The organism is Enhygromyxa salina, assembly GCF_002994635.1.
GTDB lineage: Bacteria > Myxococcota_A > Polyangia > Nannocystales > Nannocystaceae > Plesiocystis > Plesiocystis salina_B.
In genome coordinates this window covers 13,891-39,780 of the sequence record NZ_PVNL01000059.1, presented here as the reverse complement: position 1 = coordinate 39,780, position 25,890 = coordinate 13,891, and the positions used below count along the sequence as shown (strand labels likewise).

Here is a 25,890-nt window from a genome sequence, read left to right as displayed (position 1 = left end):
TCATGTCAAGGATGCGATCGGTGAAGATCTCGTTATGCTCGTGATTTCATATAGTTATATCAAACTCACGCGTTCTACGCAGCCCGTTCTAGACGCAGAGATCGGATCCGGTTCACGCGCACGAACCCAGCTTCACGCGCGATCGGACACGTCGAGCAGCGTCTGCGTGTAGCTGAGCACGTCGACGTAGCTGATGATCCCGACCAGCTCTTCGGTCGTGCGATCGACGACCGGCACCGCGCCGATCTTGTACTCGATCATCACGGCGATCACATCGCTGATGCTCTCGGCGCTGTCGACCGTGATCATGTCGCTGTTCATCGCCTCGCTGACCGGCGTGTCGAGGATGTCGTTGGCGCGGTCGCGATCGGCTTCGTCGAGGTACTCGATCTCGAGCATCACCGGGATCCGATACTCTCGCAGGTCGCGGTCGCTGAGGATCCCGACCAGCGTGGTGCCGTCGACGACGGGCAGGTGGCGGATGTCGCTGTCCTCAATCAGACGGATCGCATCACGGACCGTCGTGTCCGGCTTCACGGTGAGCACAGAGCGCGTCATGATGGCTTCGGCGGTCATGCGGCCCGCATAGCACGGCGTGAGCGGGTTCGGATCAGCCGGGAAACCGCGTCGCAAGAGTTGCGGCTGCGACAGGCCGACTTCGGCGCGGCCGGCTACTACGGCAGCGGCTCGCCGCCGGACACGTCGTACTCGATCAGGTTGGGATCCGCGGCGATGTCCGCCTCGTTCCACAGCATCGGCCGCCACTGCTTTTGCGAGAACAGCTCGGTCTGATCCTGATACCAGCCCGAGTCGACCTCGCTCGACTGCGAGTAGCTGAGCAGCGCGCGCCCGCGGGGGCCGTCGTCGGTGAACTCCATGCACATGATGAAGCTGGTCCCGTAGTTGACCTGGTAGCCGTCCTTGGTCAGATCGGTCTGATCCCACACGACCTCGGCGCGGGGGACCTCCGCGGTCAGGTCGCTGCGCAGCTGCGAGTGGGTGATCAGGTTGGTGATGCCCTCGGACGCGTTGCCGCCGTGGATCGGGACCGACTGCCCGCCCTTGCGGGTGAACTGTGCCTCGCCGAGCGGCGCGTCGAGGGCGACCCCGGCCTCGTCGAGGCGCTGCACGGCGCGGGCGAGCGCGTCGAGCGGAGCGTCGCCGTCGGCGAGGGTGTGGGGCGTGTCGACGGGATCGCCGACGTCAAACCCGGTGGCGAACAGGGTGCCAGCATCCTTGAACGCGGCGGCGTCGAAGTCACCGAGCACCTCGCGCCAGATCACGGCGCCGACGCTGTCCAGGTCGAGCTTGCCGTCCCAGGTTGCGAGCAGATCACAGGCTTCGGCGATATCGACGACCTCGCCGCCGCCGATGTCCCACAGATCGACGCCAGTGCAGCGCGCGACCAGATCATCGCGCAGCAGCTGCGCCGTGTAGCCGCCGTTGGCCAGCGCGGCCGTGGTCAGCTCGTCGAGATCGAGCTTGCCGTCGGCGCCCGCGAACCCGTAGCCCGCGTCGGGGTCGAGCAGATCGAGCAGCGTGCGGGCGTTCATCCGCGTCCGCATGCTCCGCGCCGTGCCCTCGAACCCGTGCAGCGGCGAGTAGCCGGTCAGCGGCGCCAGCGGGTTGCTGAGCCAGTGGCTGTCGTTGGCGTTGAAGACGAAGTCGCTGCGCTCGAGCTGCGGCATGTTGGCGGGCGCGATCAACCCGGGGCTGCGCGCGCCGGGATCCGCTTGCCACTCGTCGCGGCTGTCGCTGCCGTCGAGCAACCAGATGTCCTGATCCGCGAGGGCCTTGGTGAAGCCCGAGACCTTGCGCTCGGTCCAGGCGTCGATCGCCGCCTGCGAGAGGTTGGGCGTGGGGGTCGAGTCCATGTACCAGGCCCGCCCGTCGGCCGAGGCGGCCATGGTGTTGACCCACGGGATCCCGGCGACCTCCGTGTGGACCTGCTGAAACTCGCCCAGGCTGGTGCTCATGTTCATGCGCAGGAACTGCTCGATGAGCACGAAGTTGTCGATGTTGGCGTCGCGGTAGCTGAGCGCGAGCGCAGAGGTCCAGTAGAACGGCTCGAGCGCGGCCATGGGCCCGTAGTGAGTCCGCCACATCGTGCGGGTTTCCTGCGTGATCGTGCCGTCGTCCTCCATGACGTCGATCGTGAATTGCTCCGCCAGCATGTCGCGGACCTCGCCGTCGTAGTAGTACTTGGTCGGCTCGCCGGGCGGTGAGGTGATCTGGTAGAGCGTGAGCCGGTGGCCGTCGGACACGGTGTGGGTCCAGGCCACGTGCTCGTTGAAGCCGATCAGCACGCCCGGGACCCCGAGCAGGCCGACGCCGTAGACCTCGAACTCGCCCGGGATCCGCAGGTGGCTCTCCCACAGCTGCAGCTCGCCCTCCCAGGGAAAGTGCGGATTGCCCATGACCATGCCCCGACCGCTGGCGGTGACGTCGCTGCCGAACGCCCAGCCGTTGCTGCCGAGCTCGCCGCGGTGCGACGTGAGCGTGGAGAAGTGCGGGGCCGGGTCGGCAGGCGCGGCGCCACCGGGTGGCTGGGCCGAGCCGACCGCGGTGATCGCCTGGCGGCTGCTCGCGAGCAGGCCAAGGTCGATGTAATAGGCGAACAGATCAATGTGATCGAGCTCGGTGGGCACCCAGGCCTGGCCGTCACAGTCGCCGCCGATCTTTCCTTCGGCCAGCGCCTGATTGTAGCCTGCCGCGTAGCCCAGGATCCCGTCTTGCACGGTCTCGTCGAGCTCCGGGAATTGCTGCTGCGCGAGCTCGTAGACGTGCAGCTGCAGATACGCGAAGTCTGTATAGATGTTGACGTTGGCCTCGCCGGCGCCGAACCACCGCGCGCGTTCACTGCGGACCTTGATGATCTGATCCGCGAGCAGGCAGCCTTTGTCCTCGGTGAACGCATAGGCCTGGCCGAACGCGAGGCTGCCCCAGTTGTCCGCGGTGACGTGGGCGACACCGTGAGTCGTGCGGCGAATGTTGGCGGCGTAGCGCGCGTCGTCGCTGCTGGTCTCGCCCGTGCCGGTCTCCGCGGTCTCGCCAGCGTCGGCGGGCGCGTCGTCGCTGCAGGCGAGCGGGAGCAACAACAGCGCGAGCGCGCAGGGAAGACGGCGAGACAAGCGAAGCATCGGCGAACGGTAGAGTCGCGTGGATCGGCGGTCAACGGGCCGCGTCGAGCTCGGCATGGCACGCACGCGCTCTGCCTGGGCGCACGCAGCCGTGGGTGCGCTCGCCAGTGCTAATGCTGCGGCGCTGGAGATCACCGCGATTGTCGCAGGGGCTGCTCCTCACGATCAGCCTGGGGCGCGGCGGCGTGTCTGGACGATCGCTTGTAACGACGATGACGAGTTCGGCACGCCATGTCCGACCGACGACGACGGCATCGGCCAGGGCGAGCGTGGTCGCGGAGCCACGACGGTTCACCAAACAAACAGTGTTAGGAACAGCGGTCGGCTGACGGCTCGCTACGCGCTACCGGAACGCGCATACGCAACATCGCCGCGGTTGCCGAAGCCGCGCCACCGACCCCCTCGCTTCTCCCGTACGCCCTGAACCATTGTCTGCTAGCGTGTTCATGTGTTCGATGACAGCTTGACGGCAGGACGCCTCGAGCAACCGGCGCGACCCGACGGCCCCACGGTCACGCTTGGCGACAGCTACGAAGATCTGCGCGACGCGAGCCGCCACCGCCAGCTCGCGGTCGGCGAGCGCTTCGCGGGCTTCGAGGTTCGCGGGATCTTGGGCCACGGGGCGATGGGCGTGGTGTACGACGCATGGGACCCGGCCGCCGAGCGCCGCGTCGCCCTCAAGCTGCTGCGCTCGCCGAGCCGCCGCGCCGCCGAGCGAGTGCTGCGAGACGCCCGCGCCCTCGCGCGCCTGGGTCACCCCGCGGTCGTGAGGATCTGGGCAGCCGACGTCCACCGTGGCGCGCTGTACCTGGCGATGGAGCTGGTCGAGGGCAAGGATCTGCGCGAGTGGATGCAGACCCCGCGTCCGTGGGGCGAGGTGCTGCCCGTGCTGATCAGCGCCGGACAGGGGCTCGCGGCCGCCCATGCGGCTGGTGTGATCCACCGTGACTTCAAGCCCGAGAATGTGCTGGTCGGCTGGGACGGGCAGGTCCGGGTGCTCGACTTTGGCCTCGCAAGGATCTCGAGCGCGCACGCGGACCTGCTCGACGCTGGGGCGCATGCCGAGCCGGCCGAGCACGACGACCAGAGTGAAGACAGCGTCGGCGATGCAGCGGGTGAGGCCGGCTGCGGGGCCGGGCCACTCAGCGGCAGCTTCGCGGCGCTGCCGATCGACGCCGACGAGCGACCCGCCCCCGACGAGGCCGAGGCCCTGGCCCGGGTCCGGTACTTCGCGCCCGAGCAGCACATGCACGCGCGGGCCGACGAACGCTCGGACCAATTCGCGTTTTGTCTGACCCTGTTCGAGGCGATCCACGGCCAGCACCCGTTCCAGGCTCAGACCGCGCAGCAGCTGGCCCAGCGGGTCCGCGAGGGTGAGGTCACCCTGCCCGCCAAGGCCCCGCGCTGGCTCAACCGGGTGCTGCTCCGGGGTCTGTCCGTCGCGCCCGACGATCGCTTCGCAACCATGGAAGATCTGCTCGACGCGCTCGAGCGACACCCCTCGCGTCGGCGTCGGCACAAGCGGGTGGCCGCGATCGGGGCCATCGCGGTCACAGCCGTCGCGCTCGGGATCATGATCCCTCGGGCCGGGGCCGTCGACGCCTGCGCCAACGTCGAGCGTGAGCTCGACGCGACGCTCGGACCCGCGGCCCGAGACCAGCTCGCCGCTCGGTTCGCGCAGCTCGATCAACCGGGGGCAGCGGCGGGTGAGCGCGTCGTCGCGGAGCTCGGCGCGTGGGCCAAGCAGTGGGTCGAGGCACGCCAGGCGATCTGTCAGAGCCGCCACTCGCACCACGAGCCGACGGCGCTCGATCTACGCCGCGCGACCTGCCTGAGCGGTCAGCTGGCCCAGGTCAGCGCGCTCACGACCGCGCTCACGCACGCCGAGGACCGAGCGCTGAGGAACGCCGCGCGGACCCTCGCGGCGCTGCCCGAGCCACACGCGTGCACGGGCGATGATCCCCCGGACGCTCGGGCTCACGCCGAGGCTGCGACGCCCCTCGTCACCGAGCTCGAGCAGCTGCGCTGGCTGACGCTCGCGGGCGGCGACAGCCAGACGCGCGGGCGCGCGGAGGATCTCGTCGCCAAGCTGCGCGCGCTCCCGGCCCGCCGCGCGAGCGGGTCCCTGCTCGCCGAGTCGCTGATCTCGCTCGCGATCGCCGAGCGTGACGAAGACGCGCTGGTCGACGCCGAAGCCCACCTGCGAGAGGCCGCGAGGGTGTCGGAGCGGGTTGGGGCGGATCGTGTCCGGGCTCGGGCGATGGTCGAGCTGGGCTGGACCTTGGGTTCGGGTCTGAATTCGGGCCTGAATTCAGGTCTGGGTGCTGGCGTGGGTGCTGGTCTGGGATCCGGCCACGAGTCAGGCTCGAGGGCGACCGAGGCCATCGCCGTCCTCGAGCACACCGAGGCGCTGCTCGAGCGCATCGGCGATCCCACGTTCGAGCGTCAGCGCCAGCGCCAGGCGCTGGCCAAGGCGTTGCTGGCCGCGGGTCAGGCCGCCCGCGCGCGCGAGCTGTTTGAAGGGCTGCTCGCCGAGATGCAAGAGCGGGGCTTCGACGAGATCACCCGCGCCAGCGTGTCGCTCAGTCTCAGCCGCGTGGCCGCGTTCGAGGGTGACCTCACGCTCTCGCTGCGCCACGCCCAAGCCGCGCTGACCAGCTACGAGCGGCACGGCGAGCACCACAGTCCGCTGCTCGCCGAGGCCCTGCGCGAGGTCGCCCGGGCGCAGACGGCCCTCGGGCGCCACGAGGCCGCGGGCGCCAGCTTGACCCGCGCGGTCGAGCTGCGCCGCCAGCTGCTCGACTCGCAGCCGACCGCCGCGGCGCAGCGACACCTCGCCGAGCTGCTCATCGAGCTTGCGACCGTGCACAGCAAGCTCGGCGAGCGAGGACACGCCGCCCAGGGCTATCGCGAGGCGCTCGCGTTGATCCCCGAGCACGACTTTTCCAATCGCGCCCTGATCTTGCTGGAGCTCGGCGCGGATCATCAACGCGCCGCTCGCTGGCAGCAGGCGCTCGCGAACTATCAAGAGTCGCTGCGCCTGGCGGAGCGCGTGCACCCGATGGACAGCTCGCAAGTCGTGAGCGCGCGGCTCGGGGTCGGAAACGCGCTGCTCAACCTCGAGCGTCCGGCCCAAGCCCGTGAACCATTGCAGCGTTCCCTCGCCGATTGGCCGGCCACAATGGCGGGTACGGCACAAGCTGCACAATTGCGGTTCGACCTGGCCCAGACCCTCGCCGCCCTCGATGGCTGGGCGACGCCAGTCGAGACGCTCGCCCACGACGCCCACGCGATCTACATGCGCCTGGGCCTGACCGAGCGAGCCGCCGCCGTCGAGGCGTGGCGCGCCATGCATCGCCCCCCGCCAATGACGCCCTGAACGTCGTTCGCCGGGTCCTTTCGAGCCACTCGCGACCACGCGCATTATTGCTCAATCCATCGCGACGGCGCGCGTACAACTAGCCGCTGCATCGACCGAGCGGCCCGCCGCGAGACGAGCGACCATGCCGTGCAGGATATGAGAGTGGTTGAAAGACCACCCAAGACTACCCAATTGTAACATGCGAGTGCGTCAGCGAACGAACGCGAAGCGGCCGCCTATGGCAGAGTACCGAGTGCCCGAAGGGGTCTAACGCAATGGAGTTTGCTCCGCGCAGTGTTGAAGAGAGCGTCGCAGAAATGTCGGACGCGGGGGGCACCATGCTCGACGGCACGGTCGTCGACGTGTCCTCGACATTGATCACGCTCGGTCGAGCTCACGCCAATTTGGGCACGCGGTCGCTGTCCATGAACCGGATGGGGACCGACGACGCGGAGCTCTCGGCGGTGTCACTCAGCGAGTCCTCGCGCCGCTACGAGCACCTGCGGCTGCTCGGGCGCGGCGGCATGGGCCAGGTCGATCAAGTCTGGGATCACGACCTGATGCGCAAGCTCGCGGTCAAGCGGCTGCACCCCGATCGCGCCAACAGCAGCCCGGCGTTGCGACAATTCTTGTGGGAGGCGCGGGTCACCGCGCACCTCGATCACCCCAACATCGTGCCAGTCCACGACCTCAGCCTCGATGATCAGGGTGATCTCTACTTCACGATGAAGTTCGTGCACGGGACCTCGCTCGACGAGCTACTCGGTGCGCTCGCGCGGGTCGAGCAGGCCAACGCCGAGGGCACCGATCCAACCGCGGTGGACGAGGTGATCACCGCCGAGCACCTCACCGCGCTCCGGCGGGTCCGGCTGTTCATCGATCTGTGCCAGGCGATCGCGTATGCGCATGAGCGCGGGGTCCTGCACCGCGATCTCAAGCCCGCCAATGTGATGATCGGCCAGTACGGCGAGGTCCTGATCATGGACTGGGGCCTGGCCTATCCGCTCCCGGGGCCGGCCGGTGAGGGCCTGCGCGAGCTGCTGCCCGACCCGCTCATGGATCGCAAGCCGGCCTCGCCGCACCGCCCCACGGGCACGCCGCGCTACATGTCGCCGGAGCAAGTCCGCGCCCAGCCGCTCGATCGGCGATCCGACATCTACTCGCTCGGCGTGATCCTCTACGAGCTGCTGTGCCTGCGGTCGCCCTACTCCGCGACCGACTTCACCCGCTTGCTGTTGCAGGTGGCCGAGGGCGACGTGCAGCCGCTGACCGAGACCGGCCCGAGCGTGCCCGACTCGCTGATCAACGTGGTCAACCGGGCGATGGCCCCCAACCCCGACGATCGCTACCCGACGGTTCGCGCGCTGACCGACGACATCGAGGCCGTGCTCGACGCGTTCTCGCCGACCCTGGGCGCGGGCCAGAGCGGGTTTGGGGAGGTCATCATCGTGCCCCGGGCGATCACGCGGCCGGCCCCGCAAGCGGCCGAGCCAGAGCCAGAGCCAGAGCCAGAGCCAGAGCCAGAGCCAGAGCCAGCGGCCACCCCCGAGACCGAGCCCGAGCCAGCGCCAGAGCCAGTGGCCACGTCCGAGCCCGAGCCGGCGCCGATCCGCACCCAGCACATCGTCCTCACGCTGTGCGCCGGGATCGTCGGCGGCCTGACGATCGCAGGCTCGACAAACGCCCTGGCGGATCCGACCACGGGGACGCTGCTGGCCCTGACCCTGCTCGCGCTCGGGTTGCTGTTCTGGCCGCTGCGCGCCGCGATCTCGCGCTGAAAGACTCCCTCCCAGGCCGGCGTTGGGCGGCGACCCGCTCTCGCGGTCCCCGCCGATCGAAGCCTCCGCCATGTCCGAACCATCCCGCCCCCGCGTGATCCTCAAGGCCCTGCCCATGCTCCTCGTTGGAGTCGTCGGCGGGGTCTTTTGTTGCCAGAGCTCCCCAAACCCCGGCACCCCCGGCACCGGGGCCGAGCAGGCTGATCCAGACCCCAGCGGTCCCGGGGACGCCGTCGCGGGCAAGATCACCAAGATCCGCGGCAGCCGCGGGGTCGGCTCGCCAGATCTGCCCGAGGGCGCGTTCCTGGGCGAGGGCGCGACGGTCCACGCGGGGCAGTGGCTCGAGCTCCCGCGAGGGACCCGGGTCGAGCTCGAGCTGAGCGGCGGCCAGCGCCTGCGTGTGGACGAAGACAGCCGCCTGCGACTCCCGGGTGCGCGCGGCCCAGACCAGCCCGAGCAGATCGAGCTCACGCGTGGCCGCCTGGTCGTGCTCACCGACGCTGCCCCGCTCGAGGTCCTCGCGGCGGACGACCGCCTGCTCGTCGAGCGTGGCGAGGTCGAGCTGCACCACGCCGGAGACACCCGCCACTTTGGCGTGGTCCAGGGTCGGGCCCGGCTGCACACGGCCGGGCGCGAGGTTCCGCTGGGGCCGGGCGCGAGCATCTCGACGCCCGCGGCCCCGACCGCGCGACCGCTGACCCCACCCGACGAGACCCTGCTCGCGGCCGCGCTGATCCCCACCTTGAGCTTGACCCCGCTGCACGAGACCGCGTGGACGGCAGCGTTCGAGCGCAGCGCCCAGATCGTCGACGACATCCCCGAGGGCGTCGGCAGCCTGGTCGCGCGGCGGGCCGGCTCCCAGGTCGAGCGGCAGTCGCTGCGCCTGACCGAGCAGACCGTCAACGTCACGATCTCGGGGCGGATCGCGCGGACCGAGATCGAGCAGGCCTTCCACAACGACTCGGGCCAGACCCTCGAGGGCATCTATCAGTTTCCGATGCCGTCCGACGCGTCGATCTCGGATCTTCAGCTGCTGGTCGGCGACACCTGGATGCGCGGCGAGATGCTCGAGAAGCAGCGCGCGCGGCAGATCTTCCGGCAGATCGTCGACGCGACCGTGCCCCGCGATCCCGCGCTGTTGCAGTGGGAGCAGGGCAGCGTGTTCAAGCTCAACATCTTCCCGATCCCCGGCAAGGGTGAGCGGCGCATCAAGATCGCCTACACGCAGGTGCTGCCCGCGGTCGGCGAGGCGCTGCGCTACCGCTATCCAATGGGCGGCTCCGGGGCGACCGCGACGGAGATCGGCGACTTCACGTTCAACGTGAAGATCGACGAGGCCGGGCTCGACGCGGCGGCGCTGGCCAAGGTCACCACGCCGATGGCCGAGCTCGCGCGCGAGCACAGCGGCGGGCAGCTGGCGCTGTCGATGCACGAGCGCGACTACCAGCCCACCCACGAGCTCGGCGTCGATCTGCCGCTGCCGGGCGAGGAGCAGCGCCGGGTGATGGCCGCGACCCACCGCGACCGCGACGGCCAGGGCTACTTCATGCTCACGCTGCGGCCCGATCTCGAGCTCGGAGCCACGCGCAAGCCCGTCCACTACGCGTTCGTGCTCGACCGCAGCCACGGGACCACGCCCGAGCTGTGGTCGGCGGCGCAGGGCATGACCGAGGCCATGCTCGCGACCCTCGAGCCCGATGATCGGTTCACGATCCTCGCGTGTGACACGGCCTGCGATCAGCTCGAGGGCGGGATGCGGGCGATGTCGGGCGCGAGCTCGCGAGACTCGCTCGCGGAGGTCGACCGGTTCTTGAACCGTCAGCGGCTCGCGGGCGCCAGCGACATCGGCAACATGCTCGAGCGCGCGGGCGCCTCGCTCGGCGAGCTCGAGCAGCGCAACCAGCCAGAGCCGGCCGAGCAGGTCGAGCAGGTCGTGGTCTATCTGGGCGACGGCGTGCCGACCTCCGGGGCGCTCACGCCCGACGAGCTCGGAGCCCTCGCCCGCGAGCAGCTCGGCCACCTGCGCGTGCAGGCGGTCGCCCTGGGTGCGCGCTCGGATCTGCTGGTGCTCGACAACCTCGTGCGCCAGAGCGGCGGCGATCTGATCCAGACTGACGCCCGCGATGACCTGCAAAAGATCGCCCGCGAGCTGCGGCTGCGGGCCCAGGTCCCGGTCGCCCGCGACCTCGCGCTCGAGCTCCCGCCGGGTCTGACCGACGTCTACCCGAAGGCGATCCCGGCGCTCCGACCCGGCGACTCGCTGACCTTGGTCGGTAAGCTCGCCGACGGTGACGCTTCGATGCTGCGCGGCGACGTTCGGCTCCACAACACCCAGGGCCGCGACTCCGCGACCGCGATCGACGAGCGCTTCCAGGTCATGCTCGACGCGGAGTACTCCAAGCCCGGCGCCGCTGGTTCCCCTCAGCCGGGGCGCGGCGGGGTCGTTCACGCCCACCTCCCCCGCACCTGGGCCCAACACGAGATCACCCACCTCACCCAGACCGAGGGCGCGGCCGCGGCCGATCGCATCGTCGAGCTGTCGCGCGAGTACAACGTGCTGTCGCGCTTCACCGCCCTGTTGGTGCTCGAGAACGACCGCATGTTTCGGGAGTTCAACGTCGCTCGCAAGGCCGAGGACAAGGACAGCTGGAGCGACGAGCCAGCTGGCGGTGCCGAGGCCGAGCCCACGTCCGAGCCTGAGCCCGAAGCTGCCGTGCCAGCCGAGCCCGCCAAGGAAGCCAAGCCGACAGACTCGAAGGACGCCGCGGCTGCCGAGTCCAAGCCCAAACCCAAACCCAGCCCCACACCCAACGCCGCGCCCGCGCCCGCGCCCGACTTTGCCGACGAGGATCCCTTCGATGACCGCAGCTTCGGCCCGGCACCAGGCGGCGACTTTGAAGCCGAGGAGGCGGAGGGCGACAGCATCGACGGGCTGATCGGCGGCGGGTCCAGTGCGTCGGGCTCGAGCTCGGGCAAGGGCGGCGGCGGCTTCGCTCCGGCCCCGCCACCCAAGAGTGACGAGAAGAAGTCCAAGTCCAAGTCCAAGTCCGCGAGCCAGCCCAACCGGCGTGCCAGCAATGACTCATGGAACGGCGGCGGGTTGCCGGATCCCCACAACCAGCAGTGGGAAAAGCAGTCGCGTTGGCGTCCCCCGCAGATGTCGCTGCGCACCGCGGGCGGCCCAAGTGGCGGCGATCTGGACGTCATCGCCGAGCTTCAGCGCACCCGCGACGCCGATCCCGGCAGCCGCAAGGCCCACCGTGATCTCGTGCGTCGGGCGATCCGCGACCGGCATCCGCAGGCGCTCGCGTTCGCGGCAGCTTGGGCGGCCGCCGATCCTGATCACTCGCCCGCGCTGCTGACCCTCGCCGACGAGATCGCGGCGGCGGGTGATCCCCTGGCGCTGCGCGCCTACGCCAGCGCCGTCGAGGTCGAGCCGTTCTCGACCAAGCTGCACGGGCGCATGGCCGACGCGCTGACCCTCGCGGGTGACTTCGAGCGGGCCTGCTCCCACCGTCGCGCGCTGGTCAGCATCGATCCGGCCAACGGCGAGTTCGCGGCCGCGTACGTCGAGTGTCTGGCCGCCGCGGGCCGGACCACCGAGGCTCGCGCGGCGCTCGGCCGCGCCCGCACCAGCGTCAACTCGACCAAGGCCAAGCAGGCGCTGAGCCAGGCCGAGCGCGCGATCGATGCCCCTGTCGTGCAGGATCCAACGAGCCGCCTCCACGGCAACGCGGATCTCCGCGCCGAGCTGCGCTGGACCGCCGCCGAGAACCTGGACCTCGCGTTCATCGATCGTCGCGGGCGCAGGCTCTCGGTCCTGCGTCCGGAGTCCGTGCGCATCCGCGAGGAGCGAGACGGGGCGGAGCGGGTCGAGATCATGACGCTGCGCGAGGTCAACGGCACGGTCTTCATCGAGGTCACGCGACCGGAGTCCAACAGCGAGTCGCCGGTCCGTGCCAAGCTGACGATCAAGACCGCGACTGGGCGGCAGAGCTTCACGCTGTCGCTCGAGCCGGGGACCAAGCGGGTCGCCCTCACTCAGTGGGATAACTGATCGGGCGGATTGCGACGGAGCTCGAGGAACGGGGCCAATCGGCGCTCTAGTAGGCCTTCGTGCTGGTCCTGTCCTCGAGCCTCAGGCCGTCCCGGCCTCCGCGGCGGTGACGATTCCATTGGCGATCATCGCCTGGACCAGCTGGTCCGCGTCACGTCCCAGCATCTGCTGAACCACGCGAGCAAGATCCGCGGTGGTCTTGTCAACGGCGAAGGGCTGGCCGCGCAAGCCGGCGGCGAGGGTCATCGCCGTCAGCACGCTGCGCATCACCGTCTGGCGGAGCGAGCCGCCGAGCACCAGGGCGCGAACGGTCTGGGTGATGTCGTAGATCCGCTCGTGATGGCGCAGCATGAGCTCGGCGGTCTGCTTGCTCGGCGGCGGGCAGTCGGGTCCGATCACGAACACGAACACCAGCGGAATGCCGACAACACGGTGCTGCCGCTCGACCTCGACCGCGAGGCCCCGGGCGCCCGCGTCGGTGGGGTCGCGCCAGCGAACCACGAACAGCTCTCTGTCGACGAACAGCTCGTAGGGGGCGCGGGCGGACATCGGGGGAGTGTCCGATCGAACCGCGCTTCCACCAAGGCTCAAGATCGCGCCAAGATCGCGCCTCAGAGCGGGCGCAGGCACTTCAACAACAGGTCGTCATGGATCTCGGTGAGCGTGCGCAGGTCGATCCACAGCTGATCTTCTCGCGCCCGCCCGACCAGCGGTGGGTCCCCACGACGCAGCCGGGCCGCCACCTGGTGGGCCTTTCCGGGCGCGACCAGGGCTACGCTGGGGATCAGCTGGCCCGGCAGCGAGCCGCCGCCGATCGTGGCCTCGGTGTCCTGCACGCGATCCAGTGGCCAACCGAGGGCTTGGCACAGGCGCACGCCGCGTGTGCGGAGTTGCGCTTGGTCAATTGCGAGCATGTCGTGCAGGGGCAAGCGCGGCGAGCTGGCGCTGGCGTGGGCGATCGCGGTCGCGTGCAGGGCCGCGAGCGCCAGCTTGCCGCACCGCAGCGCGCGGGCCAGCGGGTGGCGACGACAGCGTGCGATCGCGTCGGCCGAGCCGGCGAGGATCCCCGCCTGCGGACCGCCGAGCAGCTTGTCGCCGGAGAAGCTGACGATCGTCGCGCCCTGCATGAGGTAGTCGCTCACGGTTGGCTCGCCGGGGGGCTGTCCCAGCGACCCGCTCCCGAGGTCGGCGATCAGCGCCACGCCGTGCGAGCCCGCGACCTCGGCGAGCTCCGCGAGCTGTGGCTCGTGCACGAACCCGGCCTGGACGAAGTTGCTCTGGTGCGCCCACAGCAGCGCCGCGGCGGGCCGGCCTCGCAGCGCGGCCACGTAGTCGCGCACGTGGGTGCGGTTGGTGCTGCCGATCGAGATCACCGGGACCCCGCCGGCCGCGGCCATCTCGGCCACGCGAAAGCTGTCGCCGATCTCGACGTGCTGCCCGCGCGAGAGCACGACCCCACCGGTCGGACCGCCACCCGCGAGGGCCGTGCACGCGAGCAGCAGCGCCGCCGCGCCGTTGTTGACGACGAGCGCGTCCTCGGCCTCGAACAGCGCCGCCAGCAGCGGCGAGAGCACCGCCAGCCGACTGCCGCGCTTCCCGTCGTCGAGGTCGAGCTCCAGATCGCAGGTTCCAGCCGCATCATTGACGGCGACCCGGGCCGCCGCCGACAGCGGCGCGCGACCGAGGTTGGTGTGCAGCAGCACGCCCGTGCCGTTGAGCACGGGCCGAGGGTGGACCTGCAGCCAGCGATCCAGCTGCGCCCGCGCGACGGCGGCGAGCGCATCGAGCTCGGCGACCGGCGGGCTGGGGTCGCGGGCGGCGTCGAGCGCCGCGACGACCCGAGCCCGCTCGGCTGCGATCGCGTCGACGACCACCCGCCGCACCAACGCGTGGCGCAGCCCGAGCTCGGTCAGCCGCGGGTGCTCGAGCACGCGGTCGACCCCCGGGAGCTTGCGCAGGTGGAGCGCGCGGAGATCCTGGGTCATCCCAGCACCAACAGCGCGGTCAGCAGCAGCGTGAAGGTCAAGGTCGCCACGATCGGCACGAGCAGCGAGGGCCGCCGCTTGACCGCCAGTTTCGCGGGGTTGGTCGCGGGCTTGGGACGGCGGACGGTGAGCTCGCCGCTGCGCGCGAGCAACCGGTCGACCCGCGCACCATGATGCTCGAAGCGCAGCCGCATTTCTCCGAAGGTCACGCGCGATCCATGCTCGAGGCTGGCCTGCGAGACACTCCGCCCGTCGACGATGAAGCCGTTCTTGCTGCCGAGATCGCGGATCATTGCGCCATCGGGCGTGACCACCAGCTCGGCGTGGCGACGCGAGACGTCGACATGGTCGAGCGTCACGTCGACTCCGACGCCGCGCCCGAGCACGTGATCCCCAAGCGAGAGGTCGTGGGCCCGGTCGTTTCGACCCTCGCCCAACTCGATCAGGCGCGCGACGAACTCCGACACGGGCGCAGTGTAGCGAAGCGTCGCGCGATCCGTGAATTCTCGGCGGGATCGATCAGTCCGACAGCTCGGGGGCCGGCACCCAGCGATCCTCGATGCGGCAGCTGACGCGACCCGCGAAGCTCCGCGCGAGCGCCCGGCCGTGTCCTCCCTGGCGTGCGCGACAGGCTTTGAGGGCGGCGCGGACCAACGCGCGCGGCGGTGGCTCGCAACGATCGGGCTGGGCATCGTTCGGTGCATCGCGCGGTCCAATCTCGACGCCGCCGCGCTCGAGCTGGTCCGCGAGCGCGCGAGTGAGTGGATCGGCGTCGGCGTCGGCGGTGGCCGGCTGGCGGTCGGGCGGATCGGGCGGATCGGGCTGGTCGGGCTGGTCGGGCTGGTCGGGCGGGTCGGGCTTCGGAGGAAATCGAGCGTCGAGGCGGCTGAGCCGGCGGACCTCCAGCAGCTCGAGCAGCCGGACCCAGGTCAGGCCCGAGTCGGTCGCCCGGTACAGGCACGCGCTCGCGGGGCGGCTGGGATCGGCGACCAACAGCGACGGTGAGCGCACGGTGCCGATCGCCACCCAGTCGAACGTGGGAGGCGCCACCTGTCGCCGCGTGAGGGCCCCGTCGAGCAATAGCCCGGCCGAGATCGCGACGGCCAGCAAGCACGCGAGTCGAGGCGGCAGCCAGTCGCGCGGCGGATCCTCGGCCGGCAGCGCGCGTCGCAGCCCGAGCCCGAGCAGCGCGGCGCCACACAGGGCGCCCGGACCCGCAGCCGGGAGCCGGCACAGCAGCGCGCTCAGGTCGAGGATCGGCGCCGCGAACAGCCGCGCGAACGCCAGCCCCAGCGCGCCGAGCAGGCCCGGGGCCACGCTCGCCACCAGGGCGGCCGGCATCATGAGCCCAAACAAGGGCAGCGCGATCGCGTTGCCGACCAGCCCATGCAGCGGCGCGACGTCGAAGTACAGCACGCTCAGCGGCGCGGTCACCCAGGTGATCCGCCAGCTCATGGCCAGCACGCCGAGCTCGCGCGGCGCCGTGACGATCGCCGTCATCGCGGCGAGCGACAGCGCAAACCCGGGATCGAGCAGCCAGCTGGGCTGCCAGATCAACATGGCCGCCGCGACACACGCGAGCGCGGTCGGGCCGTGGGAGGGTCGGCCCACGACCGTGCCGAGCTCGACGGCGGTCAGCATGGCCGCCGCGCGGACGGCCGACGCCGCGCCGCCCGTGAGCCCGACGTAGGCCCACAGGGGCACCCACGCGAGCACGCACGCGTGACTGGGCGAGACGCCGAGCACCACCGCCACCCGGCGCGCGAGGACCTGCAGCCACAGGGCCGCGACCGCGATGTGGAGCCCGCTGACGGCGATCAAGTGACCCAGCCCAGCGGCCCGAAGATCGTCGCGCAGCTGGGGTGGCAACGCCGAGCGCAGCCCCAGCCCAGCCGCGACGACCAAGCTCGCCGCCGCGTCGCCGCGCGTGGATGACCACGCGCGCTGACGCAGCTGCGCGACCCCCCGCCAGTACCCGTCGATCAGCCGACGCGCGCCGGTACGCGGCGGCGCGGGGCGCTGCCAGATCACCGGACCTCGGCCCAGATCGAACGCTGGCTCGCCCGCGCGCGCGCGGCTGTCGAGCGCGGTTCGCCAGGTTCGCGTCAGGGCCTCGGCCGAGATCGCGACTCGTTCGCCGCTGGACCGGGGGCACGCGTCGGGTGGCGCGACCACGTTGATCGTCGCTGGCCCAGCGCCCAACTCAGCGCCCGCGGGACCCCGCAGCTGCAGCCGGCAGCGCGGCCCGGGCTCGCTGGCTCCGACCACCTCGAAGCTCCGCATCGACCCCGACCAGCCCCGCTCGGCGACCCGCGCTGGCGGCCCGGCTCCGACGCTCGCACCGCGCAAGAGTCCGGTGCAAATGATCAGTCCGGCGAGCACGGCCGCCCGCGCGTCGTCACGATTGCCCCGAGCCCGACAGCGGAGCAGCACCGATACGAACACCCCGCCGAGCACCAGCGGCACCAGCGGGGGCCCGATTCGCGCACACACCCAACCAGCCGCGATCGCGGCGATACAGCCCAGCGCCACCAGTATGCTCCGCATGACCGGGCTATCGGCCCGCGCGAGCCCTGTTTGCACGTCTTTGCAGGGCCGCCGCGGCCCGAGGCCCGGAGTCCGCGAGCGCTGACGCACCCGGCGAAACGCCAGAACGGCACCAGAGTGGCTCTAGCGCACAAAACGCCATCGAGGTGCCCGCGCTTGTTCCACTTCGGCCCCGGAAACCCTACACTCGGCGACGGTCGTGCTTTTCACGAAGATCTGGACAGCCGTTCTCGCCATCCTGGCCACTGCGTGCCTTGCTGGGATGTATCTGCTCTCGACCGGTTCGGCCGGCGGCTTCACGGAGGCCGATGAGACCGCTGTGCGAGCGGTGACCGAGGCGGGCATGGCGGCGCTCGCGTCGGACATCAATTCGTCCACGGTCTCGCTTGGGCCGTCGCTGCTCAGCGACACGCGCTTGCGCGAAGCCCTCGACGGACCGGCGGTGCCGGTCGTCGACGACGACGGCCTCGAGGGCCCCTCGCTGCAGCAGGTGTTCGTGCAGGTCGCCAACGAGAGCCTGCTCAACGAGTACCCGCGCATGAGCATGGCGATCGTCGACAAGAGCGGCAACGTCCTGGCCCGCACGGGCCTCGCGCCAGAGCTGTTCGACGAGCTCGTGAAGATGGGGGCCATGGAGTCCGCGCTCGACAGCGAAGAGCCCGAGCTGCTGTCGGCGACGCTGGCCGGCAAGCTCCACGCGGTCAAGCTCTCGCGCCCGCTCGCCGACGCGGCGCAGCGACGGCTGGTCACGATCCGCGCCGTCGAGCTCGGCGGCGGCTCATTCTTCCGCGGCGTCGTCGGCACCCGCAACCCCGCGGGCCTGGTCCGCGACGGTGAGGTGCTCGGTGACGCGATCGGTGGCGCCAAGCACGAGGAGCTGGTGGCCTTCGTCACCCAGCACATGGACAGCATCCCGCCCGAAGGCGCGAGCGGCGTGTTCATGGTCAACAGCGGCAGCAACGCGCGCCTGGGCTCGGCCGCGCGGGTCCCCGGCCCGGCTGGCAAGGGCAAGAGCGGGACCCTGTTCGTGGTGCTGTCCAGCAACACCCTGGGCTCCACGCAGCAAGACATGGCGACCGCGCTTCAGGTCGCGCTCGACAGCGGCGGCCTCGAGCAGCTCAACTGGCTGCTGGTTGGCGGGCTGTTGGTGATCAGCCTCGGCCTGACCATGTACCTGCCCCACATCGAGTACAACACGCCGCTTCGTCGGCTCGCCAAAGAGTTCAACGGGATCACGGAAGGCCGGCAACACGAGGTCTACCACGACACCTACGGGGGTGAGCTCGGGCTCCTGGCCCGGTCGGCCGCGACCGCCATGGAGGCCCTGCGGGTCTCGTGGGAGAACGAGCTGCTGGACTCCGACGCCCAGCTCTCAGACGGTAGCAGCGCGCCCCGCCGCACCCGCAGCACTCGCAGCCTCCGCGCCGCACCCCGCCGCGCTCGCAGCCAGGCCCACGAGAGCCTCAGCGCGTCGCACGACGACGCCGATGACTCGCTGCCCCTCGCCGCCAGCGACGACCACCGGCCCGCGCCGTCGCGGACGGTCCACCACGAGCCCGACGCGATCGATCTGCCAGGCGCCAGCGCCCCGCCGCTCGCTCCTCCGGCCCCCCCGCCAAAACAAGCCGCGCCAGCCCCGGCCTTCAGCGATGAGGTCGACCCGCCTGCGCTCGCGCTCGATGGCGACTCGGTCAGCTTCGCCGGCCTCGACGTCGAAGGCGACGGCGACAGCGACGATCGCGAGAGCTACTACCGACGCATCTACGACGAGTTCGTCGAGACCAAGGGCGCGTGCGGCGAGCCGGTCGAGGGCTTCACCTACGAGAAGTTCGCCAAGAAGCTGCGCAAGCAGAGCGAGACCTTGATGAGCCGCGCCGAGGTCACCGACGTCCAGTTCAGCGTCTACGTCAAAGACGGCAAGGCCGCCCTGCGGGCCAAGGTCGTCAAGGCCTAGAGCTCGGTCTGGATGGCCTCGATCTGGTTGAGGCCAGAGTAGAAGCCGACCAGGCGAATGCTGCCCGACGGGGTCACCAGCACGTAGTCGCTGCCAGCCTTCAGCGGCATCAGATCGCTGGGCCCGACGCCCCCGAGCCACAGCACGTCGTTGCCGCCGTCGTCACCGTCGATCACGTCGTCGCCGTCGCCGCTGCGCCAGATATAGACATCGTCATCGAGCCCGCCCGCGAGCAGGTCGGCGCCCTCACCACCCACGAGCACGTCGGAGCCGTCGCCACCGTACAAGCTGTCGTCGCCGGCCTCGCCCCACAGGGTGTCGTTGCCGAGATCACCATCGAGCACGTCACCGTCGGCGCCACCGAACAGGCGGTCGTCACCGATCTCCCCGTAGAGCTCATCGACCTGCGCGTCGCCGAACAGGACGTCCGCCTCACCGCCGCCGTAGAGCTTGTCGTCGCCGGCCCCACCGTAGATGAGGTCGAGGCCGTTGAACCCCTCGCAGATGTCGATGCCTGGCCCGCCCTCGAGCTGATCGTTGCCATCGCCACCGTTGAGCGAGTCGTTGCCGCCGCCACCGAGCAGCAGATCATCACCGACCAAGCCCTCGAGCTGGTCGTTGCCGCCTAGGGCATCGAGGATGTCCGCGAGCTCGGTGCCCATGAGGTTCTCGCTGCCCTCGGTGCCGACCACCGACATCCCGCCCATCCCAACCGCGGCCCAGGGTGCGAGATCGACGTTCATGTCGGGCACGATCGTGCTCGAGATCCCACCGGTGATCGGGATGTCATCGGTGGCGTCTTCGCAGGACATCTCCGCACAAGGATCGCTGCTGTCATCCTCGCCGTCGGGCCCGGTCGTCGAGTCGGAGGCCGAGCCATGATTGCCGCTGCCGAACGACGACGAGTAGCTCATGGACTCCTCACCGGCGCCTGCGCTGCAGGCGAACGCGAGCGTCACCGCGAACAAGGGGGTAATCCGAGCCGATATCATCGCGCGACAGTGAACGAGCGCGCGCCGTTTGTCGAGATGCGATCCGATTTGCCGCTCGCGCCAGCTGAGCCGCCCACGCGCGCGAATCACTTGGCTCGCGCATGTCGCTGGATTCTAGCGCCGCTGTTTGCATGCTTGGCTGTTAGAGTTGGCGGGTGCGAGCTGGGGACGAGACCGCCCACGCGAGGGCCTTGCTGCTGGACGCTCGCTGCCCGGCGTGCGCGGAGCCCCTCGGTCCCCGATCGCTGTTTGGGGCGGCGCCGTGCTCGTGGTGCGACGCGCCCATCGACGCGCGACTGACCGGTGTGACCCTGGCAACCGATGTCCAGGGGCGTGGCCGTCGGCAGCTGATCGGGATCGCGGTCGCCGTTGGGCTCGCGCACTTGCTGCTCGGGTGGGTCCCGCTGATCGGCGCGCTGGTGCTGCTGGTCGCGGCGGCGTGGATCCGCGTGGGGATCCTGCAACCAACCACCGCAATGCTGTCCCCGCGACGTCGGGTTCTGACCCGCTGGACCGCGCGTCTGGTCATGGCCGCGGCGCTGGCTGTGACGGTGATCCTGACCGAAGCGCTGACCTTGATCCCCGTGCTCGGGCTGCCGGCCAAGGCGGTGATCGGCGCGGGCGAGGTTGCGATCGCGGCGTGGGCCGTGACGGTCTACGTGCACTGGCAGCTGCGCCGTGAGGCCGCGTCCCGACCGATCGCCAGCTGGGAGTGGGTCGTGCTGGTGCTGTGCTTCGCGGGCCTGGTCGCCTCGGTGATCTTGCTCGCGCTCGCGTTCGCGGCCCTCGCCTCGGCGTTCGACGCTGCGCTGGGGTGGCTGTCATGATCGCCGAGGTCATCGCCCGGCTTGTCTCGACCAGCGCGCTGGCGGGCACCCGCGCGAGCCTGACGCTGCTGTGCCTGGGTCTCGCGGCCCGGTTCGAGCTCATGGCCGCGCCGCATCCATGGATGACCAGCAACGTCGGGCTGGGGATCTTGCTGGCCTTGGTGATCGTCGAAGAGCTGGCCGAGCAAGACGAAGATCTGCAGGCGCTGTTCGATGTGTTCGCCTACGCGCTGCGCGGCGGGGCCGGGGCGCTGGCGGCGGGGACGATTCAGGCCTCGGCGACCGATGTCGGGGTCGAGCTGCCGCAGTGGGGCGCCGCGCTGGTCGGCGCGGGGCTGGCGGTCGGCACCCATCACCTGCGGGCCCGCCTGCATCAACAGTTGCAGGGAACCGGTGAGGGCGTGCTCAGCCCGCGGACCTGGCTGACCTGGCTCGAGCTGGGCGGGGTGTTGGGGTTGATGGTGGCGGTGCTGCTCGCACCGATCGTCGCGCTTGGGTTTGTCGTGGTCGCGAGTGTGATGGGGGTCGCCGCGATCGCGGCCAAGCGTGCGGCGGAGGACCGAGTGTGGCGGCGCGCCTGCGAGGGCTGCGGGGCGCGGGTGCGCGTCGAAGCGCGTCGGTGTCCGGGGTGTCGGGGGGCCGTGCAGGTCGTTCGGTGGCGGGAGTGACGAAGGTTCGACGCCTGGAGTCCCATGAGCCCGGTGCGCGCGCTCGAGTGACAGCCGCGCAACGCCAACGCCCACGCGTTCGCGCCCGCTTCGATCCCATCCCCTAAGACGCGGCCGGGGTCGTGGAGTAGCATCCCGATGTGCCCGACCCGCACGAGGGCCCCAGCGAGGTCGCGTCAGACAGCGCCGAGGAGCATCAGACCGACGCGCCGCCCGAGCCGGAGCAAGCATCGGCGCTCGAGATCGATACGTCGCCAGAGTCAGCGCCTGACGTCGACCCGCCAGCGCCGGAGCCCAGCATCGACCACGATCTGCTGACCGATGCTGCGCCACCGCCAGCACCCGACGTCGACTCGCCGCCCGAACCGGACCCCAAGCCGGGCGCTACGCCCTCGGCCCCGCCCAGGCACCACGCGGCCGTCCGGCTGATCCGACCCAACGGCGCGGTGATCCTCCTGGGCCTGCTCTGCGCGCTCGCGGTCATCGAGTCGATCGCCGCGTTCCTCGAGTACCGCGAGCGCATCGCCGAACACGACTGGGAGGCCGTCGCCGCGGTGCTCGCCGAGCACGCTGCCGACCCCACCGAGCCCGTGATCGTCGCCAGCGAGTGGCTGGGCCCGAGCGCGCGGATGCGGCTGCCCCAGACCCGCAGCTGGGACGCGCTGGCCTATCCCGATCTACGCAGCTTCGAGCGGTTTTGGCTGCTCACCCACAAGCGCGAGCGCCCGTGGCGTGGCCCGCTTCGCGCCGAGCTCGAGGGGCTGCCGCGACCCGAGCTGCTCAGCGTCCACGACGTCGGCGAGCTGACACTGCAACACTACCGCCAAGACACCAGGGTCGAGCGATTCTCCCTGCTCGAGTCCGTACAGTCGATCACGACCGCCAAGGGTCGCTGTCGCGGTGGACCCACCACGTGGACCTGCAAAGAGGGCCGGGTCTCGCTGCGGACCGTCGAGATCGACTACCACCCCCGGCGCTGCCTGGCCGTCGAGCTCAGCGACGGCGCGACGGCCAAGGTCGACCTCGGCAAGCTCGAGCTCGGAGATCACATTCGCGGGCACGTGGGCTTCGCCGACTTCAACGGGCGGCTGCGGTCCGACCCCACCGCCCGCATCGAGCTGTGGATCGACGGAGCCGTCGCCGCGCGCTGGGTGTTCACCGACGATCAAGGCTGGGCCGCGTTCGCGCTCGCGACCACCCCAGGCAAGCGCCAGCTCGAGCTGCGCGCCATGTCCACGGTCGCGGGCACGTGGCAGCGCAACGGTCACCGCGACTCGCCGACCGACTCGCTGTGCGTCGAGCTGCGTGGGTTTGACGAAGGGGTCGCGACACCATGAACGCCTCGACTCCGCCCACGGACGAGACCCCGACGCCTCGCCTGCCCGCGCGGATCCTGCAGCGGCTCCGCTCGCCGCGGCTGGTCGCGGCGCTGCTCGGCGTGCTCACGGTGATGGTGTTGCTGCGCGGTGAGGGGCAGATCGGCTACGTACGCGATGAGGGCGTGTACCTCGAGGCGTCGCGGCACTACGCCGCCTGGGTGGTGCGCTGGCTCGACGAGGGCGGCGAGGCCAACACCCCCGAGATCCGCGATCGCTACTTTGGCATCAACCACGAGCACCCCGCGCTGATGAAGCTCGCGGGGGGGATCTCGGCGCGGACCTTCGCCGAGCCACCCGCGCCCGAGGTCCTCGCCGAGATCAGCCAGATCAAGAACCCCCGCAAGCGAGCCTGGCGAAGCGAGCTCGCGGCGGTCGAGGGCGGCAAGCTGCACTGGATGCGCGAGGGCGCGGCCATGCGGCTGCCCGCGATCTTGCTGGCCGGGCTCGCGGTCACGCTGTTGTTCGCAACCGGACACCGACTCGGCGGCGGCTACCTCGGCGGCCTGATCGCGGCCGGCTACTTCATCTTGCTCCCGCGCGTGGCCTTCCACGCCAGCTTGCACGCATTCGACGTGCCGATCGCCACGATGACCTTGCTGGTCGCGCTGGTCTGGCTGCGGGCGCTCAGCGACTGGCGCTGGGGCCTGGCGATCGGCCCGCTGCTGGGCGTGGCGATCGCCGTCAAGCACAACGCCCTGTTCCTGGGCCCGCTCCTGGCCCTGCACCTGTGGGTGTGCCTGGCCCTGCGCTGGCGTCACGAGGGCCAGCGCCCCCGCCTGGCCCAGGTCGTGCCGCTGCCGCTGATCAGCATGGCCGTGCTCGGGCCGCTGGTTGCCCTGTTGCTGTGGCCATGGATGTGGGACGACACCTTCGCCCGGCTGAGCGAGTACGTCGCGTTCCACAGCGAGCACAGCTACTACAACATGGAGTTCCTCGGGCAGAACTACAACCGCCCGCCACTGCCGATCAGCTACCCGTTCGTGATGACCTGGGCCACGGTCCCGAGCGCGCTGCTGCTGTTGACCTCGATCGGGTTGCTGCTGACGATGCGGACCATTCGCACCCCTCGCGCGCTGCGGCACCTGGGTCGGTTTGGTGACAACCGCGGGCGCATCCGTCGACGGCGATCCAGCGAGGATCCGCAGCCCCGCTGGGTCGCCCCGCTGCCCAGCTTTGACGGCCGCGAAGAGCCTACGCTGTACGTGGGCCTGGCCGCGTTTCCGCTGCTGCTGATCGCCCTGCCCTGGGTCCCGATCTTTGGCGGCACCAAGCACTGGCTGACCGCGTACCCGTTCATGGCGTTGCTGGCCGCGATGGCGTGGGGCCGGCTGTGGTGGCGGGCTCGGACGCTGCTGCGTGCGTGGCCCAAGCTGCTGCGATGGGCGCCCCCGGTCGTGCTGATCGCGGTGCTGGCCCCCAGCACATGGGCAACCCTTCACGGGCATCCGTTCAACCTCTCGCAGTACGCTCCGCTCGCTGGCGGTGCGCGAGGGGCCGCCGCGACCGGGCTCAACCGCGGGTACTGGGGTCACGCGATCGTGCCGCTGCTCGACTCGGACGTCCTCGCGGCCGAGCGCGTGTACCTGCACGACGTCCACCAGCTCGCGGTCGAGCAGTATCGCCGAGAGGGGCGCTGGCCCGGCTGGCAGCCCAACGGCCTCGGCCGCGCCGACGCGGCGCTGCTGTTCCCCGAAAAACACATGCTCAGCGACGAGATCGAGATCTGGGATCGGTTTGGGACCGTGCAGCCAGCGATGGTCCTGACCCTCGATGATGTGCCCGTGACCATCGTCTACCAGCGACCGCAGTAGCGTGAGCGCGCGCGGTCGCTCGCGCCAAGCTCCGCTTTCTTGCCCTGGATCGCATGCCGATCGGCCACCAGGCGCTGTAGCGTTGCTCAGGCTCCGCTACAGACACCCAACGCAGACCTCGAGGTGGCCGCGCTCCTCGACCGGGGTCTCGGGGTTGCCGTAGTCTTCGGGGCCATTGACGTAGGTCACGTCCTCGCAGCCCTCGCTGATCAGCGCGACGCGAATCCCGGCGCCCGAGATCGCCGGATCCCCGGGGAAGTTGATCTCGGCCCGCTCCGCCCAGCTCAGCTGCGCAGAGTTGGGATCGAGCTGGCAGTCGGCGAACGCCGAGCAGTCGATGCCCGCGCTGCAGCCGGTCTCGCCTGGCCCCAGGCTGGCCCGGTTCTCGAGGATGACCGAGTACCAGTGATCCGCGCTGCCCACGTCGACGGTCACATTCGACGCCTGGCCCGCGGCATTTTGCACGCTCACGTTGGTCGGCTCGGCGCAGCCGCAGCCCGGCGCATACCCCTGCATCACGCACTCGTCATTGTTCGGACAGCCAGCATAGTGATCGATCTGCGGGTCGACGCGGATCGCCACATTGCCGGAGTCTAGATCCACGCTCAGCGAGCCCGCGAGCCCATCGACGACGACGTCGCTGCGATCCGGGTAGTCCTCGGCCTCTTGCAGATTGTCGGAGGTCACGAGCTCGAGCGCGCCGTCCCAGCCGGCCGGGATCGTCACGCGAAAGTTGGCACCGTCGCGCAGCGGTTGGAGCAGACCGTCGTAGTAGGCCCGGACGTAGCAAGTGGTCGTCCCCGCAGCCCAGCACGCGCTGTTGGGGCTCAACGTAGTCGGCGGCGCCGGGATCGACACCGCGTACAGCCACGGCTGCATGCGCTCGAACGCGCCCTCTGCCCCGCCCGCCGCGGCGATCGTGAACCGCTGCATCTCGATCGTGATCTCCGTCGTGCCCTCGACGTAGATGACCTCGATGTCGCCGCGGTTGGCGAAGTTGTCGCTCGACACACGATCGCCGATCGACAGCAGCTCGATGATGTCGGCCGGACCGGCGCCAACCGTCTGCCACTCGTCGACCCAAGCCAGGCGACCGCCCGGCTCACCGGTGTCCGATGAATCGGACTGGGTCTCGGTGTCAGCCGTGGTGTCCGAGGTCGTCTCGTTCGCGTCGCCGCTGCCCTCGACCTCGCCGCTGCTGCACCCGGCCGAAGCCGCGACCAGCGTCGTGAACAGAGCCAAGCTCGACCACTTGCGCTTCAACTGGAGGGCATACATCTCGCCCAGACTACGGAAGATCCGCGCGGGGCTTACAACAGCGCGAGACCTGTCGACGCAGCCTGCAAAAATGCACCTTGCTCACGTCCAACGGCCGCGCGACACTGCGCACT

16 protein-coding genes are annotated in these 25,890 nt (G+C 70.4%); 8 read left to right on the top strand and 8 right to left on the bottom strand.

Annotation, left to right across the window (positions count from 1 at the left end; genetic code table 11):
* Positions 1 to 132 precede the first annotated feature (132 nt).
* Both ENSA7_RS16350 and ENSA7_RS16345 read right to left on the bottom strand, forming a co-directional pair.
* Positions 133 to 576: a CBS domain-containing protein gene (locus ENSA7_RS16350; RefSeq protein WP_106090226.1), complete on the bottom strand. Its 444-nt coding sequence runs from the start codon at positions 574 to 576 to the stop codon at positions 133 to 135.
* A gap of 98 nt (positions 577 to 674) precedes the next feature.
* The gene (locus ENSA7_RS16345; protein WP_181233798.1) at positions 675 to 3,140 is read right to left on the bottom strand and encodes a penicillin acylase family protein; all 2,466 of its coding nucleotides are present in this window, start codon (positions 3,138 to 3,140) and stop codon (positions 675 to 677) included.
* Positions 3,141 to 3,603: 463 nt separating this feature from the next.
* Between ENSA7_RS16345 and ENSA7_RS45770 the strand changes: the two genes are divergently transcribed.
* From ENSA7_RS45770 to ENSA7_RS16330, 3 genes are all read left to right on the top strand, one after another.
* Positions 3,604 to 6,519: a protein kinase domain-containing protein gene (locus ENSA7_RS45770; RefSeq protein WP_146157760.1), complete on the top strand. Its 2,916-nt coding sequence runs from the start codon at positions 3,604 to 3,606 to the stop codon at positions 6,517 to 6,519.
* 299 nt (positions 6,520 to 6,818) lie between these two features.
* Positions 6,819 to 8,279 (top strand): serine/threonine-protein kinase, encoded by a 1,461-nt coding sequence (locus ENSA7_RS16335; protein WP_181233797.1) that lies wholly within the window; start codon positions 6,819 to 6,821, stop codon positions 8,277 to 8,279.
* Between the two features lie 70 nt (positions 8,280 to 8,349).
* Positions 8,350 to 12,336, top strand: coding sequence for a VIT domain-containing protein (locus tag ENSA7_RS16330; RefSeq protein ID WP_146157759.1), 3,987 nt, complete (start codon positions 8,350 to 8,352; stop codon positions 12,334 to 12,336).
* An 81-nt stretch (positions 12,337 to 12,417) separates the two neighbouring features.
* Here the strand turns inward: ENSA7_RS16330 and ENSA7_RS16325 are convergent, their stop codons facing one another.
* The 4 genes from ENSA7_RS16325 to ENSA7_RS16310 all read right to left on the bottom strand — a co-directional run bounded on the left by ENSA7_RS16325 (position 12,418) and on the right by ENSA7_RS16310 (position 16,868).
* On the bottom strand, positions 12,418 to 12,885 hold the full coding sequence (locus ENSA7_RS16325; RefSeq protein ID WP_106090221.1) for a hypothetical protein: 468 nt from the start codon (positions 12,883 to 12,885) through the stop codon (positions 12,418 to 12,420).
* 62 nt (positions 12,886 to 12,947) lie between these two features.
* A complete protein-coding gene (gene selA, locus ENSA7_RS16320) occupies positions 12,948 to 14,321 on the bottom strand; it encodes an L-seryl-tRNA(Sec) selenium transferase (protein WP_106090220.1) in 1,374 nt (457 codons plus the stop codon).
* Positions 14,318 to 14,788 carry an FHA domain-containing protein gene (locus ENSA7_RS16315; protein ID WP_181233796.1) on the bottom strand — a complete coding sequence of 157 codons (471 nt, stop codon included), beginning with the start codon at positions 14,786 to 14,788 and terminating at the stop codon, positions 14,318 to 14,320. Before ENSA7_RS16315 ends, selA begins: the two co-directional genes overlap by 4 nt.
* Before the next feature lie 52 nt (positions 14,789 to 14,840).
* On the bottom strand, positions 14,841 to 16,868 hold the full coding sequence (locus ENSA7_RS16310) for a ComEC/Rec2 family competence protein (RefSeq protein ID WP_106090218.1): 2,028 nt from the start codon (positions 16,866 to 16,868) through the stop codon (positions 14,841 to 14,843).
* A gap of 199 nt (positions 16,869 to 17,067) precedes the next feature.
* Here ENSA7_RS16310 and ENSA7_RS16305 point away from each other — a divergent pair, with 199 nt between their 5' ends.
* Entirely contained in the window at positions 17,068 to 18,822 is a 1,755-nt protein-coding gene (locus ENSA7_RS16305; RefSeq protein WP_280524011.1) for an MXAN_5187 family protein, read from the top strand.
* On the opposite strand, the gene ENSA7_RS42275 is transcribed toward ENSA7_RS16305, so the two are convergent.
* Entirely contained in the window at positions 18,819 to 19,781 is a 963-nt protein-coding gene (locus tag ENSA7_RS42275; RefSeq protein WP_219907971.1) for a calcium-binding protein, read from the bottom strand. The genes ENSA7_RS16305 and ENSA7_RS42275 overlap by 4 nt on opposite strands.
* 338 nt (positions 19,782 to 20,119) lie before the next feature.
* On the opposite strand from ENSA7_RS42275, the gene ENSA7_RS16295 reads away from it, so the two are divergent.
* The 4 genes from ENSA7_RS16295 to ENSA7_RS16280 all read left to right on the top strand — a co-directional run bounded on the left by ENSA7_RS16295 (position 20,120) and on the right by ENSA7_RS16280 (position 24,499).
* A complete protein-coding gene (locus tag ENSA7_RS16295; protein ID WP_146157758.1) occupies positions 20,120 to 20,641 on the top strand; it encodes a hypothetical protein in 522 nt (173 codons plus the stop codon).
* On the top strand, positions 20,638 to 21,309 hold the full coding sequence (locus ENSA7_RS16290; protein ID WP_106090214.1) for a DUF4126 family protein: 672 nt from the start codon (positions 20,638 to 20,640) through the stop codon (positions 21,307 to 21,309). Before ENSA7_RS16295 ends, ENSA7_RS16290 begins: the two co-directional genes overlap by 4 nt.
* 140 nt (positions 21,310 to 21,449) lie before the next feature.
* On the top strand, positions 21,450 to 22,646 hold the full coding sequence (locus ENSA7_RS16285; RefSeq protein ID WP_106090213.1) for a hypothetical protein: 1,197 nt from the start codon (positions 21,450 to 21,452) through the stop codon (positions 22,644 to 22,646).
* Positions 22,643 to 24,499, top strand: coding sequence for a phospholipid carrier-dependent glycosyltransferase (locus tag ENSA7_RS16280; protein WP_106090212.1), 1,857 nt, complete (start codon positions 22,643 to 22,645; stop codon positions 24,497 to 24,499). Before ENSA7_RS16285 ends, ENSA7_RS16280 begins: the two co-directional genes overlap by 4 nt.
* 96 nt (positions 24,500 to 24,595) lie before the next feature.
* Here ENSA7_RS16280 and ENSA7_RS16275 read toward each other — a convergent pair whose 3' ends face one another.
* Positions 24,596 to 25,777: a purine-nucleoside phosphorylase gene (locus ENSA7_RS16275; protein WP_244923824.1), complete on the bottom strand. Its 1,182-nt coding sequence runs from the start codon at positions 25,775 to 25,777 to the stop codon at positions 24,596 to 24,598.
* Positions 25,778 to 25,890 lie beyond the last annotated feature (113 nt).

Bases quoted from the DNA above. Each gene is read 5' to 3' on its own strand.
- ENSA7_RS16350 (WP_106090226.1), bottom strand. From the start codon at position 576: ATGACCGCCGAAGCCATCATGACGCGCTCTGTGCTCACCGTGAAGCCG.
- ENSA7_RS16345 (WP_181233798.1), bottom strand. From the start codon at position 3,140: ATGCTTCGCTTGTCTCGCCGTCTTCCCTGCGCGCTCGCGCTGTTGTTG.
- ENSA7_RS16335 (WP_181233797.1), top strand. From the start codon at position 6,819: ATGTCGGACGCGGGGGGCACCATGCTCGACGGCACGGTCGTCGACGTG.
- ENSA7_RS16330 (WP_146157759.1), top strand. From the start codon at position 8,350: ATGTCCGAACCATCCCGCCCCCGCGTGATCCTCAAGGCCCTGCCCATG.
- ENSA7_RS16325 (WP_106090221.1), bottom strand. From the start codon at position 12,885: ATGTCCGCCCGCGCCCCCTACGAGCTGTTCGTCGACAGAGAGCTGTTC.
- selA (WP_106090220.1), bottom strand. From the start codon at position 14,321: ATGACCCAGGATCTCCGCGCGCTCCACCTGCGCAAGCTCCCGGGGGTC.
- ENSA7_RS16310 (WP_106090218.1), bottom strand. From the start codon at position 16,868: ATGCGGAGCATACTGGTGGCGCTGGGCTGTATCGCCGCGATCGCGGCT.
- ENSA7_RS16290 (WP_106090214.1), top strand. From the start codon at position 20,638: ATGATCGCCGAGGTCATCGCCCGGCTTGTCTCGACCAGCGCGCTGGCG.
- ENSA7_RS16280 (WP_106090212.1), top strand. From the start codon at position 22,643: ATGAACGCCTCGACTCCGCCCACGGACGAGACCCCGACGCCTCGCCTG.
- ENSA7_RS16275 (WP_244923824.1), bottom strand. From the start codon at position 25,777: ATGTATGCCCTCCAGTTGAAGCGCAAGTGGTCGAGCTTGGCTCTGTTC.